The organism is Rhodococcus sp. OS5, from assembly GCF_056837585.1.
The window spans coordinates 5,901,649-5,916,468 of sequence record NZ_CM166368.1; the positions used below are offsets into that span (position 1 = coordinate 5,901,649).

Consider the following 14,820-nt stretch of genomic DNA (forward strand, 5'->3'; position numbering starts at 1 on the left):
CCTACTCGCTACCGAGCGCCTCGCGCGTCATCGCCCAAAGCTTCTGTCGCGCAGGCTCGGTCAGTGACAAAGACGGGATAGTGAGGAAGCCGTGGAACAATCCTTCGAAGCGATGATGGCGCACCGAAACGCCAGCCGTCGCGAGCATCTGCGCATACGCGTCACCTGACGAACACGGCGGATCGAGTTCGGCTGTCACGACGACAGCAGACGGAAGACCGGCGAGCGTCTCCGCACGCGTAGGAATCACACGGGCGTCGTCGCGACCTTCAGGCGCGTACTGCTGCCAGTACCATTCCATCGCTGCGGCTGTGTTGTAGTGACCCGTGCCGTAGAGCCGGTACGACTCGGTTTCGAAGTCGTCGTCGATCACTGGGTAGATGAGAACCTGAAGGGCGATTTCCGGACCACCCCGATCCCGAGCGGCAATAGCCACAGTCGCCGCGAGGTTCCCTCCCGCACTGTCGCCCACAAGTGCGATTTTACCTGCGTCGGAACCGTATTCGGCAGCATGCTTGCTGGCCCACGCCACCGCGGCGTAGACGTCGTCGTGGGCTGCCGGTGCCGGATGCTCCGGCGCCAACCGATAGTCGACGGCAACCACTACTGCGCCGACTCCCTGCGCCATCGATCGACAGAATTCGTCGTGACTGTCCAGATCGCAGAACACGAAACCGCCCCCGTGAGCGAAGACCACGAGAGGAACGTCGTTCGAGGTTCCATGCGGACGAAAGACGCGAATTGCCAGATCTCCACCGGGACCGTCGATTACGTGATTCTCGACTGAAAGCATGTCGGGAAGACCCGTCAGCGGCGCACGTCGGTTCCGAATCAGAGTTCGTAGCTCCGACGGCGGGACACTGGTGACATCCGGGAATCCAGCGTTGAGGGTTGCGAGCATCGTGGTGACTTCCGCTTGAATCGTCATATCGTCTCCTGGTCTCTCAGCCCGGCGGGTGGCGCTACGTCTGCGCCGGCATCCGCGTTTGTCCACTTGGCGTGTGATCACGTCAACGTAGATCGCCCACCACCAAGCAAGGAACCCGCTCTCCCGATCAGTGGTCCGTTTCCGCCGACGAGCACCGGAGGCGTCCGATCCACAGGGTGGCCTTCTTCACAAAGCAGAAAAAACATGTCATCATTCCTAATCGAAATAGCCTTGTCCAGGGCAGTTGTCCAACTTGACTACGGGATAGCAGAGGGAACACATGTCGCTCCAGCTCGAGGTCGATCCCGCAACGCCGAACGCCTTCCTCGACCGAGTCTCTCTGCTACTGGATGCGTTCGGCGGTCGAGATCGTCTCACCCTCGCCGAGATTGTCCGACGAACCGGGCTTCCAAGGTCTTCAGCCCACCGCATACTCGACCATCTGGTCCAACTTCGGTGGCTGCACCGCAGCGGCCGCGATTACACGCTCGGGTTGCGGCTCGTGGAACTCGGCTCGTTGGCCGTGTACCAGGACAGACTTCACTCAGCTGCGCATCCGCACCTGTACGAATTGCACCGGCGTACCGGACTGATCGTCGAGATGACGATTCTCGACGGCTCAAATGTGGTGTGCCGCGCCCACATGGCAGGTCGTTTCGCCAGCATGATTCCGAATCGGATCGGTTTCAGCACGCGCGCAGACGGAACTCTCGTCGGCAGGGTCCTCCACACCTTCAACAACGAGCGAGGAGAGGCGGCCGACGAGGTCCGAAAAACCGGCGTGGGATACGGCCGTGACACGCCGATCGACGGATTCGGCACGATCGCCACTCCGATCGGCCCGATCGGCGTCGCGACCTCCGCGCTGTCGATCTGCGGACCGCTCCGACAAATGCCGCTCGACGAGCGAAACTCGCCTCTCACCGGGCTTCTTCGGGAAACAGCCGCTTCCCTGTGGCGAAATGCGGGCGTCCGGACCACCGAAAGCATGCGAGCTCAGTAGACACGAAGACTAGGCACGAAGACTAAGCACGAAGACTGGGCACGAAAACCTCGACAGCACAATTCTATTGGCGTGGGGCAGAATCTGGGGAGTTGTACCTCCGCACGCTCAGATCAACTTCCAACTACCGGCATTGACGGGCTGCGGCAAGCCGAGAGCGTTGGCGTCGCCTTGCGCGAATCGAGCGGCGGCCTCATCGATGTCATCGAGCAACTGAGCGGCGAGGTCGATCTCCATCTGAAAATGGCGGCCTATCCATCGCAGACTCATCTCGGTAAATGCCCAGGCGGGTTCATTCTCCGAGTTATCGGCGTGTTCGATTGCCTTGAGCTTCTTTGCCTCGAGGTTGTCGATGTGATCGAGCACTATCGACTTGAGCTGATCGGGGTCGTTGAGGTGGCCGACCCACAGTCTCAACATCACTCCATGTTTGAGAACGGGGGTTTCGATCTCCGATCGGCGTGACCATGATCTGAGAGCCTCGATACCGGATTCGGTTATCGTGAACACTCGTCGACGACGCCCACCCGACTCCGAAACCTCCCGCGAACTGACGAATCCCAGCGTTTCCAGCTTTTTGAGCTCGGTATAGACCTGGCTCACCGACGGGCTCCAGTAATAGAACCCGATGCTCCAGTCGGCCCAGCTTTTCAGATCGCTGCCACTGAGTTCTTCTCCGAATGTGAGCATTCCCAGCACTGCCCAACTTGTCGCGGGCAATGCCGGGTAACACGCAGTTGCGGGATCAGGCACCGGCCCAGACTAACAAGACGTCGACCATCTGACACCGACTTGCCCACCGAGTGGTCTGTTCACGAATTCGTGCAATCAGAAAAGGTTCAATCGCAGTTCGGAGACACCGCGGATAAAGGCCGTGCCACCCCACGTCACTCCACCGTCGACGAGCTCGGTCTTCGGCGCTTTGTCGATCAACGCCTTCAGGATGGTCTTGATCTCCAGCCGGGCCAACCACGCACCGAGGCAAGCGTGCGCACCGTGACCGAACGTGATGTGGTCCCGGACATTTGACCTCGACCAGTCCAATCTGTCCGCGTTCGGACCGAATCGAGTTTCATCGCGATTTGCCGACGCCAGCCACGTCACAATGTGATTTCCGGCCGGAATCACCGCATCTCCCACCGCGTAATCCTCGGGAGCAATGCGAATCATCAACTGCGCCGTCGGCTCATAGCGCAGGACTTCTTCTACCGCGTGATCGAGCAGTGCCCTGTCGTCGACGAGTCGTTCCCACTGATCACGATGGCCCATAAGTGCATTCATGGTGAGACCGACCTGATTGACTGTGGTGTCCAGTCCGGCGATGACCAAAGTCTGCACGGTAGCGGCAACTTGATCCGGCCCGATTATCTCGCCTTCGTCGCCGGCGGAGATGAAGTCCGACAGGATGTCGTCGCCAAGATTGTTGCGCTTCCAAGCGATAACGTCCTGAAGGTGTGCCGAGAAATCACGCTGAGCGGAAATGTAGTCGCTGGTCTGCTCGGCAGTCAGAAACGGATCGAGTAGGTTGAGTCCCTTACGGGTCCACTCGAACATCGTATCGGTGTCGGCAGGTACGGGGATACCGAAAATTTCGCAGACAAGGCGAATCGGTAGCGGATGAGCAACTTCCGTCACCAGCTCGATCTCGGAGCCCCGTCCATGATCGGCAAGCAACTCGTCGACGATTTCCTTCGCCCGCGCGTCGTAACGCTTGATTGCCCTGGGCGTGAACGGGCGCGCCAGTAGCTTGCGCAATGCCAGATGGTCCGGTGGATCCAGCTTCGACAACGATGGGCGCAACAAGTAGGCGTCGCTGCCACCGGCCGCCTTGATCCGCATATTGCGCGGTGCCTCGAGTGCATACTGTTCCGACGAACTCAGCGACTTGTCCGCCAGTGCGCGTTTCACGTCGTCGTAGGCGAAAAGCATGTATACGCCATTCGAATGCTGTTGTACCGGAGCAACTTCTCGCGCAATCGCGTACCGCGCGTACGGATCGGACAGGAAGCCTGGCTCCGTTGGATCGACCAATCCCGTTCTGAGCCAATCCGTTGTGTCATGAACCGCACGCTCCGAACCCACCGGCGAAGTCATAGTCAACCTCTCGTCCTCGACAAAATCACTCACACAAGATCTGGCAGATCATTGACGCCCTCGTAAAAATCCACAGCCGAATACCACTGGTGACGAGCGTCAGCGCTGCGCTGAACTGAACTGAACTGCGCAGAGCTTCACAGTCGGACTACGAGGCAACCAACAAACCGCCCGCTGTATGGGAAATGAAGTCGCGCTCCGGACGTCGGGTTGCCACATTCTCACTGAGCGGGCGGGAAGGTGCGCTCCTTGCTGCTCGAGGACAGAATTCCCAGACGTCTTCGCCGTGAATCAGTAAGGCGGCGAGATCAATTCCGGGCAATCGTCCCGAGAAGTGATGCGAACCGGTGTCGAAGCAGATTGGAAATTGCGCATGACCGAATATGTGAACCGCGCTGTGCGAGTCGTTCGAGCTCCCCGCGGCTTGCCTGTCGTAGAAGATTTTCGGATCGACGAGGTCCCGATCCGGCCGCCCGCGGACGGCGAAGTTCTGTTCCGCGCCCACTATCTTTCGATCGATCCGGCGATACGAAGACGCCTACCGTCCACCAGCTCTGCCCCCGGGCCGTTGGGAGCTGTTGCCGGTATCGGCGACGTCGTCTTGGCTGGAGTAGTGCCTGCGCACTCCGGTTTGGACGGCATCGCAGTCGGCGAAGTGATTTCTTCGCGGCATCCTGACTTTGCGGCAGGTGATTTGGTTCGAGGCGGCACGCACTGGCAGGTTTATCACACAATCAAAGGCGCTGCCCTGGACCGCATACCGAGGGAGAATCGAGCTTCCCTAGGAGATGAACTCGGAATTCTAGGACAGCCAGGATTTGTCGCACACTGCGGAATGCGGTTGGTCGCCGACGTCCGAGAGCGAGACACAGTCGTGGTTTCGGCGGCCGGCGGAGCAGTCGGCATGGTTGCAGGCCAAATCGCGAAGCTGGCGGGCGCCCGGGTGATCGGAATCGCCGGGGGTGAGAAGACCGAATACGTTGTGGAGGAATTGGGGTTCGACGCCTGCATAGATAGGAAGACGGCGAACATCGGCGAGCAGTTGGACGAATTGTGTCCGAAGGGCGTCGACGTCTATTTCGACAACGTCGGAGGCTCGATCACGCGAGCGGTTTTCGATCGCATGGCCGATTTCGGAAGGGTCGTCGTGTGCGGAATGATCAGCGAATACAACCAGGATGAAAGCGAAGTCGGGCCTCCCCTACGCCCTGTACTACGCAAACGTCTACGCATCGAAGGGTTCATCTGCTACGACCACTACGACCGGTACCCGGAGTACCGGGCGTGGGCGTCCGCTCGAATCGCCGAAGGTGGACTGCGCTACCGCAACGATGTCACCGAGGGCATCGAAAATGCCCCAGCGGCCTTGATCGGGCAGCTTTCGGGGCACAACCGGGGGAAGCAGTTGGTGATGATTTGACAAAGGGAGACCACACGTCGTTGTGTGGTCTCCCTTTTCGATTCGTTCAGCCGATCAGGCGTCAGCCTCTGGGCCGAGCATCTACCTTGTCGTCATCGTCGTCGCGCTCGCCGGTTGCGAGCTGGACGCCGGATTTCTCGATGCTGCCGTCAGGACCTGACTTCTCGAGGTCGATCGGTGCATCACCGGTCGCAACCTCTTCGGCCTCAGGCTCTTCCGGTAGCGGCTTCTTGAGACTCAGGATGATCGAGCCTGCCAACACCACGATGATCACCGCGAGGCTGACCAGTGAGGGAATCTCGGGGATCGACGTGCTGATCACCTTGTGGCTGGCCTGCATGATCAGCTTCACGCCGATGAAGGCGAGGATGATCGACAGACCCTTGGACAGGTAGTGGAACTTCTCGAGCAGGCCCGAGAGCAGGAAGTACAGGGCACGCAGACCCAAGATCGCAAACGCGTTGCTGGAGTACACGATGAATGGATCGTCACTCACTGCCAGCACTGCCGGGACACTGTCGACTGCGAACACGAGGTCGGCAGCTTCGATGGCGACGACGACGGCGAACAGTGGTGTTGCGACGCGCTTTCCGGCTTCCTTGACGAAGAACTTGGTTCCTGCGTATTCCTCACGGACCGGCATGATCTTGCGCAGCAAGCGAACCGCCAGCGAGGTTCCCGGATCGAAGTTCTCGTCGTCGTCCTTGAGCAGCTTGTAGGCGCTGTAGAGCAGGATGGCGGCGAAGACGAACAGCACGGCCGTGAACTTGCTGACCACGGCAACGCCGGCGGCGAGGAAGATACCGCGGAAGATCAGGGCGCCGATGACACCGAAGAACAACACGCGGTGCTGGTATTCACGGGGCACCTTGAAGTAACCGAAGATCAGGGCGAACACGAAGAGGTTGTCGACGGAGAGGCTCTTCTCCAACAGCCAGGCCGTGGTGAATTCGACGCCCGAGTTCACCCCCAAGGTCAGGGTGACGACCACCGCGAATACGAGAGACAAACCGACCCAGAGTGCACTCCACCAGGCCGCTTCCTTGAAGCCGATGACGTGCGCGCCGCGGTGGGCGAGCAGGTCGATGAGCAACATGACGACGATGACTGCGGCGAACGCGGCCCACGCCCACATGGGAACGTTCATCGCTGACCACCTACCCGAATGGCACTGATGACTGCGGTCACGGGGAGCTCCTTCACTGGGTTCGGACGGCCGTCTCGCCGTCTTCTCCAGTGTTCCTTGCCGACTTCTATCCATCCCGGTCGAAATATCGACGACTTTCACACCTGAAGTTGCCGAAACCATGCAATCTGAGGGTGTTGCGTCCGAAACCGCCGCTGGACGGCATCTTGTTCTAGCCTGGCAAGCATGAGCACCTCGTTGTACTACTCCGCCGTCCGCACCACACCGCTGACCGACGACGAGAAGGCCGAAGTCGACCGACTCATCGCCGTCCACAACGACGAATTTCCGTTCGACTACGAGGTCCTGGACCTCTATCCGTCGGATATCCCCGACACTCTGCTCAACGGTTCGACAAAGATCTCGAGCGACCCGACCGAGGTAATTCCTTCGCTCGTCTACTGGTTCAACGCTCTGACCGAACTCCGGCGAGCGGTGCCCGACGCAGACTGGGACGTTTCACTCGACGACACCCCCGCCGATTGGGATGACAGCTCCGGCTATTCGCTCCCCGGGCTCGACGACATGCAGTAGCGAGTCACGGGTTCGCCAGGAGGGCGGCTCCGTAGCTCTCCAGCGCGATGAGCGCCAACTCTGTTGGCAGCCGACGCTGGTCCACGCTGCGGTCTAACAGCTTTTCGGCCTGATCGAGTCGATACCGCACGGTGTTCTTGTGCAGACCGAGCGCCACGGCGGTAGCGGCTGCAGTGCAATTGTTCTCGTAATAGACCCGAACGGTGTCACGGATACGCGTCGTGACACCGTCCGCGCCGGCGAGTCCTTTCAATTCCCGGGCCACCAACGCACGCAGTTCGTCCAGATCTTCGGTGAGCAGACAGGGAACCTGAACATCTTCGTAGACGGTGACCCCCGGCGAACCCGTCGAACGGACCGCGATGCGCTGCGCGGCGAGAGCCTCGCGGTGACTGCGCGCGAATCCTTCCATTCCGTAACCGCTGGCCCCCACCGCGACACGGAGGTCCGAATTCCGAGCACGATCGAGCGCCGCCCACTCATGGTCGTCGAAATGCGCGACCCACGACCACACCTCGCGCGCCCCCGAAGGCAGCGTCAGCACGCGCTCGGCATTCGACTCGTCCACAAAGGAACGCGCATACGAGTCCAATCGGGCCAATACGTCGGCGGCCGGATCGGTGTCGTCCGTCCAGAGAACAAACGCAGTGTGGTGGCGCCGCATCGGGTAGTCGAGAATCTGCGACACCTCATCGGAGTGAAGTGCTTCGCCTGCGACAATCGCGTGCACCGTCTCGGACCGACGCGCAAAAGCGCCGCGCGCCAAGCTCTCACGCTCCTTCGCATACGTTGCCACCAACAATTCGGTGGTCACTTCCAGCCATCTCATCGCCGAACCCCACACTCGGACCAGAAGTGCGCGCTTGAGTTCCGGACCGATCGGAAGTGCTTCTATCGACTCGTCGACGAAGCCCAGCATCGCGAGGCGTCCGGCACCGTAGATCTTGAGCAGGACTCGAAGATCCATACCGCGCCTGGCAACGGTGAGTGCAAGCGCAACCGACTCCGGCGGCGGCGTGACCTCCTGGGAACCGCCCGCGATCGCGGCCACGATGACGCGAAGCTGCGCCGCAGTGCTCGCATCCACATCGCGTCGTAGCTCCCGATCACCCGCCACTTCAGGATTGGCCACCGCAATGGCGTCGTCGATGCGTTGAACGAAACCGTCGATCACCTCCGGCTGGAGATAGATGGGCGCGAGATTTGCAATCCAGCCGTCCAACTCCGATGTGTCCATGGCGCCTCCCCGACTTGTCATCCTGATTGTGACTTAGTCACAAATCTATCGTCTCACTTCGGCCAAGAAGCCCTAGCAACCCGGTTTCGACTGGTCCACAATCACATCTCACTGCAGATTCATCTCACTGCAACCAACCCCTATCTTTGGAGACGCTGGAGTAAATGAACAAACCTTTCGACGGTCAGGTAGTGGTCATCACCGGCGGCGCCCGGGGCATCGGATACGCCACCGCGAAGCGGCTGATCAGCCTGGGTGCGACGGTCGCGATCGGCGACATCGACGAAGCCACTCTCGCGCGAGCAGCCAAGGATTTGGGCATCCGCACGTTCGGGCGCCTCGACGTCACCGACCCCGCCTCGTTCTTCGACTTCCTCGACACCGTCGAAGGTGAACTCGGCCCGATCGACGTGCTGGTCAACAATGCGGGCATCATGCCGGTCGGACGGATCGTCGACGAGGACGACTCCGTGACCAGACGCATCATCGAGATCGACGTCCTCGGCGTGATCACGGGAACCAAGCTCGCATTGCGACGGATGCTTCCGCGCGGACGTGGACACGTCATCAACATCGCTTCGCTTGCAGGCGAACTCCCGTGCCCCGGTTTGTCGACGTACTGCGGCGCCAAGCATGCGGTGTTGGGCTTCACCGATTCTGTCCGCAAGGAAGTTCGTGGCACCGGAGTTCACATCTCGTCCGTGCTGCCGACGCTCACCAACACCCAACTCACCTCGGGCACTTCGGGAATGAAGGGATTCCGAGAGGTTCAGCCGGAGGAAATCGCCGAAGCCGTCGTCGGCTTGATCACCAAACCGCGTCCACGCGTACGTATTACGCGGGTGTCCGGGCTGCTCGTGCAGGCACAGGGCTTCTTCCCCCGGCGGCCGTACGAGGCATTGAGCCGACTGTTCGGCGTCGAGACGCAGTTTCTCGGCGACGTCGACACCGCGGCACGTGCTGCCTACGAAGAACGCGCCCGCGCAAGCTGATCAGGTCAGCTCGGTGGCCGGCCAGTCGAGCAGCTTCGCACCCAGTACGGCAGCGTGGAGTGCGAAGCTGTCGTTGGGATCGTTGACGTTCTGACCGGTGAGTTCACGGATGCGGTCCAACCGGTACGTCACGGCGCGGACGGACAAATGCAGGTCTCGGGCGGTCTTAGCCGTATTGCCGCCGGCGGAAAAGTACGCGAGCAGTGTGTCGATCATCGGTCCAGCGCCACCACGCGCCTCGAGCAGCGGTGTGAGAAGGGTGTGGATCAGGTCGGTGACCGCCGGTCTGTCGTTGACCAGAACCCGGTAGACCAGCAGGTCACGAGCATCGATGATCGGTGCGGTCAACGACAGGCGCTGCGCCAGGTCCAGTGCGTCCAGCGCCTCCCGGTACGACGCCACCACGCCCGAAGCGGTGGTTCGAGGGCGCCCGACAGCGATCTGCCACGTGCCGTCCAAAGGACGCCGCTGCAACTGCACTCGCCCGTCGTCATCGGTCCCCGGCCCGAGAGCCGACCGAATCCCTGCCAGCACGTGGTCGACGGCATCGCGATCCGGCGCCGCGAAAACGACCACCAGTTTGCCGCTCTTGCTGGCGACCAACGCATCGGCGTCACCCTTGCTACCCAGAACGGCACGTTCGACGGCGCGCACCAAAGGGTTGTCGTCGGTGAACTCACGGGCGGCGGTCACTACCGCCACGGCATGCGGACCACTGAGGTGGAGACCGAATCCTGAAGCGCGATCCAACAATCCGACGACGTCAGCGCCGCCGGTCAACAAGTCGTCGACGAACTCGCGGCGTGCCGATACCTGCGAGCGGACCAGAGAACGCCTGGCCAACTGAAAACCTTCGGCCAGTTCGGCGACGGCATCGTCGACGGCACGCAGCATCACTTCGCCGGCCGCGACGACGGCGTTCGGATCCGATTGTGCCGCAATAACAGCAGGCAGTTCACGCCACAGACGCCAGGCCGAGGAGAGATACAGATCGAGCAGGGCTCGCAGGGCGACACCCTGCTGCGCTGCTTCTTCCCCGCGAGCGCGGAAGCGGTGCAGCTGGCGACGCTGCAGCGGTTTCCCTTCACAGACAGCGTCGCTGAGCACGTCGAGGAAATCACCCAGCAGTTCGACGGGCAGGCCACCGGCGTCATCGGCCCCCGCCGCGGCAACCCGGCGTATGGCGTCGTCAGGTACCCCGGTTCGGCTCACCCTCGCATTCTCTCACTGCCGGCAGCATTGCCTGGCGTCACGAAAAGCGCATCGAACCCGTGTCGATGTACCGCTGATGGAACGAGAATGCCTCGCCCAGGATGTGCGGCGTCTGCCCCGCACCCGGTTGAGCGTCGGCGCGAGCGATGTAATCGTGGAGCAGTGGCCGGAATTCCGGGTGAGCACACTTGTCGACGATCAGGCGCGCGCGTCGCCGCGGCGACAGACCGCGCAGATCCGCCAACCCCTGCTCGGTCACCAACACCTGAGTGTCGTGCTCGGTGTGGTCGACGTGCGGAACCATCGGCACGATCGCCGAGATCTCACCGCCGCGGGCCGTCGACGGGCTCAGGAACATGGACACGTAGCCGTTGCGGGCGAAGTCCCCCGAGCCGCCGATTCCGTTCATGATCTTCGTCCCCATGACGTGCGTCGAGTTCACGTTGCCGTAGATGTCGGCCTCGAGCATGCCGTTCATGGCGATGATTCCGAGCCTGCGCACCACCTCCGGGTGGTTGCTGATCTCCTGCGGACGGAGAGTGATTTGGTGGCGGTAGAAGTCGATGTTCGCGGTCAGTTCTTCGATGCCCTCTTCGGTGAGCGCCAAAGCCGTCGAAGACGCATGCGCGACCGTTCCGTCCTTGATCAGCTTCAGCATCCCGTCCTGGATGACCTCGGAGTAGCAGGTCAGGCCGCGATACGGCCCCCGATCGAGCCCTCCAAGCACCGCGTTGGCGACATTGCCGATGCCCGCCTGCAGCGGAAGCAACGTATCGGCCGGCATCCGTCCGGCGCGCACCTCGAAGTCGAAGAATTCCAGGACGTGGCCGGCGATCGCCTCACTGACGGCGTCGGGTGCAGTGAGAGGGCTCGCGCTGTCACGGCAGTTGGTCTCGACAACGGCCACAACCTTCGTGGGATCCACTCGGAACGTGGTCTGGCCGATCCGGTCCTCGACACGAATGATCTCGAGCGGCTTGCGATGCGGCGGCAGCGCGGTGCCGTAATAGACGTCGTGAATACCTTCCATCGCCTCGGGCACCCACGAGTTGACTTCGAGGATGACTCTGTCGGCGACGTCCAGCCAGGTCTTGTTGTTGCCAATCGACGCGGAGGGAATCAATTCCCCTGATTCGGTGATACCGGCGACCTCGACCACCGCGACGTCTACGTTGCCGTAGTAGCCCTCCCACACCTGCTGAGCCACGTGGGAGAGATGGATGTCCACGTAGTCCATACGACCCTCGTTGATCCGGCGACGTGCGGTGGCCTCGGACTGATACGGCATGCGCAGCGCGATTCCGTCGACCTCCGCGAGCAGCCTTTCGGTCTCGGTGGACACAGAAGCGCCGGTCAGGAGATTGATCGTGAAGTTCGATCCGTTGCCGCGGGTCCGGTGAATACGCTCGGCCAGGGCCGGAATGACAACCTTGGGTGTACCGGCGCTCGCGAAACCGCTGATCGCGACGGTGTCGCCCGGGTTGATGAACTTCACGGCGTCGGACGCAGACATCACCTTCGACGCAAACGCTGTGGCGCGAATGCGGTTGGAGGTGGCGTTGTGTCCGGTCTCACCGAAGGTTGAACTCACGGCACCAGGATAAACAGGGCACGTCGAAGCGATTTACGGGGATAACCCAGACAGAATCGCTCCGACGTGCTATGTGCACCGATCAGTTGACGACGCCGTACACGCCTTCGCCGACCAGGCTCGCAATTCGATATTTCTGGATCTTGCCCGACCCTGTCAGTGGGAACGCCTCCGCGCTGAACCACTCCTTGGGCGCCTTGTGGCGCGCCAGTCGCTCGGTGCAGAACTCGACCAGCTCGGCGGCGGTCGGTTGGTCGGACTCGTCCTTCCAGCGGATGACGGCGACAACTCGCTCACCCCACACCTCGTCGGGCACACCCACGACCGCCACGTCGAGAATCTTCGGATGTGTGAAGATCACGGACTCGACCTCACGCGGATAGATGTTCTCACCGCCGCGGATGATCATGTCCTTGAGGCGGCCGGTAACCCGGACGTATCCACGTTCGTCCATCGTCCCCAAATCGCCGGTATGCAACCAACCGTCCTTGTCCACGGTGTCGGCCGAAGCCTCCGGATTACGGAAGTACTCGGTCATGACGAGGTACCCGCGCGCGCAGATCTCGCCTTGTTCGCCGAGCGGCACGCTGTCCCCGGTCACGACGTCGGAGATCTTCACTTCGACCTGCGGCAACGCGAGTCCGACCGTCTCCGACTTGTCCTCGGGGGTGTCGGCCGGGCTGGTCTGTGTGATGACGGGGCTGGCCTCGGTTTGTCCGTAGACGATGCTGAACCCCGCCCCGAAGGCCGACTCCACCGTGCTGACGAGTTCGGGCGGGACCGACGACCCGCCGGATACGACCACCGAACAGGCCGAGAAGTCGCGGCTCGCGAAGCTGGCGTCGTTGATCATCGCGATCAGCATCGTCGGCACTCCACTGATCACGTCAGCGTGAAAGCGTTCCGCCGCATCGAGAACCGCAGTCGGATCGAAGTACTGGATCAGGCCGATGGACATTCTTCGCTGCGCGGCGCCGAGAACCAGGATGCCGCACCCGGCGGTGTGGAACAGCGGCATGGCCGACACAACCGAACCCCGCTCAGGGAATCGGCCTCTCCGACTCACGAAATCGGCATTGTTGACCAATCCTCGGTGATGCAAAAGAGCACCTTTGGGAACCCCGGTGGTTCCCGACGTGTACTGGATCTGCGCATTGTCGTCAGGCGAGACTTCGGGCAGAGCGCCCCGCTCGCCCGCCCAACCTCGAACCTGGCGATCCCACTCCTCGAAGTTGACTGCGAGAACTTCTTCTCCCGAAATCGAAATCGCCTCGGATGCAACCGCTGCCATATCGCCACCGCGGAACTTTCCGGTGTGGAAGAGCCCCCGAGACTGGGACTGCGACAGGACGTACGCGAGTTCCTCCGCACCCAACGCCGGATTGGCGGTCACCAGAACCATCCCGGCGAGCGCGGCGCCGTATTGCAGAATCATCCATTCCGGAACGTTCGGAGCCCAGACAGTGATCCGATCTCCACAGTCGAACCGAGACAAGAGGTAGTGCGCACACCCCTCTGCTTCGTCGAGAAGCTCCGCGAAGGTCCACGTGCGATCGGTTTCAGCCGCCCCAGAAAGCGAATGCGATTGCGTCGGAACCACTTCTCTGATTGCAATCAGATTCGGCGAGTCCGCGGCGCACTCTCGCAGCAGCCCACCCACCGTTTGCTCCTCTATCGGGTCAGACACGTCAGCGGGGAAGTACGACGTTTCGAGAACACTGCTCATCTCACATCCACTTTCTATCGAGGAGGGGTGTCGGACGCGGGGAGCGGCCCGCCTCCGTCTGGAATCTTGCGTCCGGAATCGCGGTACTGAACCGCGGCATGGAATCCGTCGCGCTCGGCAAAATCCTTGAACCAGCGCCCCTCCGGGGAGTGACGCGTAATTCCGTCGAACAGGGTTGCCAGTACCTGGGTGCCTTGCAATCCCATGTTGTCGTACGCCTGGTTGATCATCATCTTCTGCATGGCCAACTGATTGAGCGGAACACCGGCGATGCGATCCGCCAACGCTTCCACCGCCGAGTCCAATTCGTCGGCCGGCACCGCTTCGAGCGCCAATCCCCAGTCAGCCGCAGTGACACCGTCAATGGTGTCTCCCGTCAACAGCATTCGCTTGGCACGCTGGGCTCCGAGCCGGTACACCCACATCGCCGTCGTCGGGCAACCCCACACACGCGCAGGCGGGTATCCGATGCGAGCGTCGTCGGCCATGATCAGCATGTCGCAGGACAGCGCGATGTCACTCCCACCGGCAATCGCATATCCCTGAACCTTGCAGATCGTCGGCTTGAGCGATCGCCAGAGCGTGAAGAAGTCGTCGGTGTTCTGCTTCATCCCGCGAAAGTCCTTGATGGGGTCCCAGACCGGGCCCTGGTTCCACTTTCCGTCAAGGTCGCCTTCGGCAAACTTCTTGAGGTCGTACCCGGCACAAAACGCCTTGCCCGCACCTTGCAAGACGATCACACGGACCTCGTCGTCGTCATTGGCTGCTGCCACCGCGTTTCGAATGTCCGACGGCATCCGGTCGTCGATCGCGTTGAGCCGATCGGGACGGTTGAGCGTGATATACGCTTTACCACCGGACGTCTCGTACTTCAGGGTCGCAAAATCCGTCATCATC

General features: G+C 61.5%; 13 protein-coding genes. 4 read left to right on the forward strand and 9 right to left on the reverse strand.

From position 1 onward, the window contains the following. Window position 1 precedes the first annotated feature (1 nt). Entirely contained in the window at window positions 2-928 is a 927-nt protein-coding gene (locus ACVZUB_RS27665; RefSeq protein WP_054781273.1) for an alpha/beta hydrolase, read from the reverse strand. Between the two features lie 280 nt (window positions 929-1,208). Here ACVZUB_RS27665 and ACVZUB_RS27670 point away from each other — a divergent pair, with 280 nt between their 5' ends. Beyond that, on the forward strand, window positions 1,209-1,931 hold the full coding sequence (locus ACVZUB_RS27670; RefSeq protein ID WP_007730520.1) for an IclR family transcriptional regulator: 723 nt from the start codon (window positions 1,209-1,211) through the stop codon (window positions 1,929-1,931). Between the two features lie 108 nt (window positions 1,932-2,039). On the opposite strand, the gene ACVZUB_RS27675 is transcribed toward ACVZUB_RS27670, so the two are convergent. Both ACVZUB_RS27675 and ACVZUB_RS27680 read right to left on the reverse strand, forming a co-directional pair. Further along, window positions 2,040-2,621, reverse strand: a complete 582-nt coding sequence (locus ACVZUB_RS27675) for a PadR family transcriptional regulator (protein ID WP_050656919.1) — start codon at window positions 2,619-2,621, stop codon at window positions 2,040-2,042. 138 nt (window positions 2,622-2,759) lie between these two features. Beyond that, window positions 2,760-4,025 carry a cytochrome P450 gene (locus ACVZUB_RS27680; RefSeq protein WP_047269381.1) on the reverse strand — a complete coding sequence of 422 codons (1,266 nt, stop codon included), beginning with the start codon at window positions 4,023-4,025 and terminating at the stop codon, window positions 2,760-2,762. A 373-nt stretch (window positions 4,026-4,398) separates the two neighbouring features. Here ACVZUB_RS27680 and ACVZUB_RS27685 point away from each other — a divergent pair, with 373 nt between their 5' ends. Beyond that, a complete protein-coding gene (locus ACVZUB_RS27685; protein WP_042451682.1) occupies window positions 4,399-5,445 on the forward strand; it encodes an NADP-dependent oxidoreductase in 1,047 nt (348 codons plus the stop codon). A gap of 61 nt (window positions 5,446-5,506) precedes the next feature. Here ACVZUB_RS27685 and ACVZUB_RS27690 read toward each other — a convergent pair whose 3' ends face one another. Then, on the reverse strand, window positions 5,507-6,592 hold the full coding sequence (locus ACVZUB_RS27690; RefSeq protein WP_064075031.1) for a TerC family protein: 1,086 nt from the start codon (window positions 6,590-6,592) through the stop codon (window positions 5,507-5,509). Between the two features lie 225 nt (window positions 6,593-6,817). Between ACVZUB_RS27690 and ACVZUB_RS27695 the strand changes: the two genes are divergently transcribed. Further along, window positions 6,818-7,165, forward strand: coding sequence for a hypothetical protein (locus ACVZUB_RS27695; RefSeq protein ID WP_030536118.1), 348 nt, complete (start codon window positions 6,818-6,820; stop codon window positions 7,163-7,165). Between the two features lie 4 nt (window positions 7,166-7,169). On the opposite strand, the gene ACVZUB_RS27700 is transcribed toward ACVZUB_RS27695, so the two are convergent. Beyond that, entirely contained in the window at window positions 7,170-8,402 is a 1,233-nt protein-coding gene (locus tag ACVZUB_RS27700; RefSeq protein ID WP_042451555.1) for a PucR family transcriptional regulator, read from the reverse strand. Window positions 8,403-8,566: 164 nt separating this feature from the next. Between ACVZUB_RS27700 and ACVZUB_RS27705 the strand changes: the two genes are divergently transcribed. After that, on the forward strand, window positions 8,567-9,394 hold the full coding sequence (locus tag ACVZUB_RS27705) for an SDR family oxidoreductase (RefSeq protein WP_003942902.1): 828 nt from the start codon (window positions 8,567-8,569) through the stop codon (window positions 9,392-9,394). On the opposite strand, the gene ACVZUB_RS27710 is transcribed toward ACVZUB_RS27705, so the two are convergent. The 4 genes from ACVZUB_RS27710 to ACVZUB_RS27725 all read right to left on the reverse strand — a co-directional run bounded on the left by ACVZUB_RS27710 (window position 9,395) and on the right by ACVZUB_RS27725 (window position 14,816). After that, entirely contained in the window at window positions 9,395-10,606 is a 1,212-nt protein-coding gene (locus tag ACVZUB_RS27710) for a PucR family transcriptional regulator (protein WP_007730515.1), read from the reverse strand. It abuts the gene before it with no gap. 37 nt (window positions 10,607-10,643) lie between these two features. After that, window positions 10,644-12,197, reverse strand: a complete 1,554-nt coding sequence (locus ACVZUB_RS27715) for an acetyl-CoA hydrolase/transferase family protein (protein ID WP_482627948.1) — start codon at window positions 12,195-12,197, stop codon at window positions 10,644-10,646. An 82-nt stretch (window positions 12,198-12,279) separates the two neighbouring features. Next, on the reverse strand, window positions 12,280-13,923 hold the full coding sequence (locus tag ACVZUB_RS27720; protein WP_081558570.1) for an AMP-binding protein: 1,644 nt from the start codon (window positions 13,921-13,923) through the stop codon (window positions 12,280-12,282). Window positions 13,924-13,937: 14 nt separating this feature from the next. Beyond that, complete coding sequence (locus ACVZUB_RS27725; protein WP_223304467.1) at window positions 13,938-14,816, reverse strand: crotonase/enoyl-CoA hydratase family protein; 879 nt, start codon at window positions 14,814-14,816, stop codon at window positions 13,938-13,940. Window positions 14,817-14,820 lie beyond the last annotated feature (4 nt).

Coding starts and splice junctions, on each gene's coding strand:
- ACVZUB_RS27675 (WP_050656919.1), bottom strand. CDS start 2,621: ATGCTCACATTCGGAGAAGAACTCAGTGGCAGCGATCTGAAAAGCTGG.
- ACVZUB_RS27685 (WP_042451682.1), top strand. CDS start 4,399: ATGACCGAATATGTGAACCGCGCTGTGCGAGTCGTTCGAGCTCCCCGC.
- ACVZUB_RS27705 (WP_003942902.1), top strand. CDS start 8,567: ATGAACAAACCTTTCGACGGTCAGGTAGTGGTCATCACCGGCGGCGCC.
- ACVZUB_RS27725 (WP_223304467.1), bottom strand. CDS start 14,816: ATGACGGATTTTGCGACCCTGAAGTACGAGACGTCCGGTGGTAAAGCG.
- ACVZUB_RS27690 (WP_064075031.1), bottom strand. CDS start 6,592: ATGAACGTTCCCATGTGGGCGTGGGCCGCGTTCGCCGCAGTCATCGTC.
- ACVZUB_RS27720 (WP_081558570.1), bottom strand. CDS start 13,923: ATGAGCAGTGTTCTCGAAACGTCGTACTTCCCCGCTGACGTGTCTGAC.
- ACVZUB_RS27665 (WP_054781273.1), bottom strand. CDS start 928: ATGACGATTCAAGCGGAAGTCACCACGATGCTCGCAACCCTCAACGCT.
- ACVZUB_RS27670 (WP_007730520.1), top strand. CDS start 1,209: ATGTCGCTCCAGCTCGAGGTCGATCCCGCAACGCCGAACGCCTTCCTC.
- ACVZUB_RS27680 (WP_047269381.1), bottom strand. CDS start 4,025: ATGACTTCGCCGGTGGGTTCGGAGCGTGCGGTTCATGACACAACGGAT.
- ACVZUB_RS27695 (WP_030536118.1), top strand. CDS start 6,818: ATGAGCACCTCGTTGTACTACTCCGCCGTCCGCACCACACCGCTGACC.
- ACVZUB_RS27700 (WP_042451555.1), bottom strand. CDS start 8,402: ATGGACACATCGGAGTTGGACGGCTGGATTGCAAATCTCGCGCCCATC.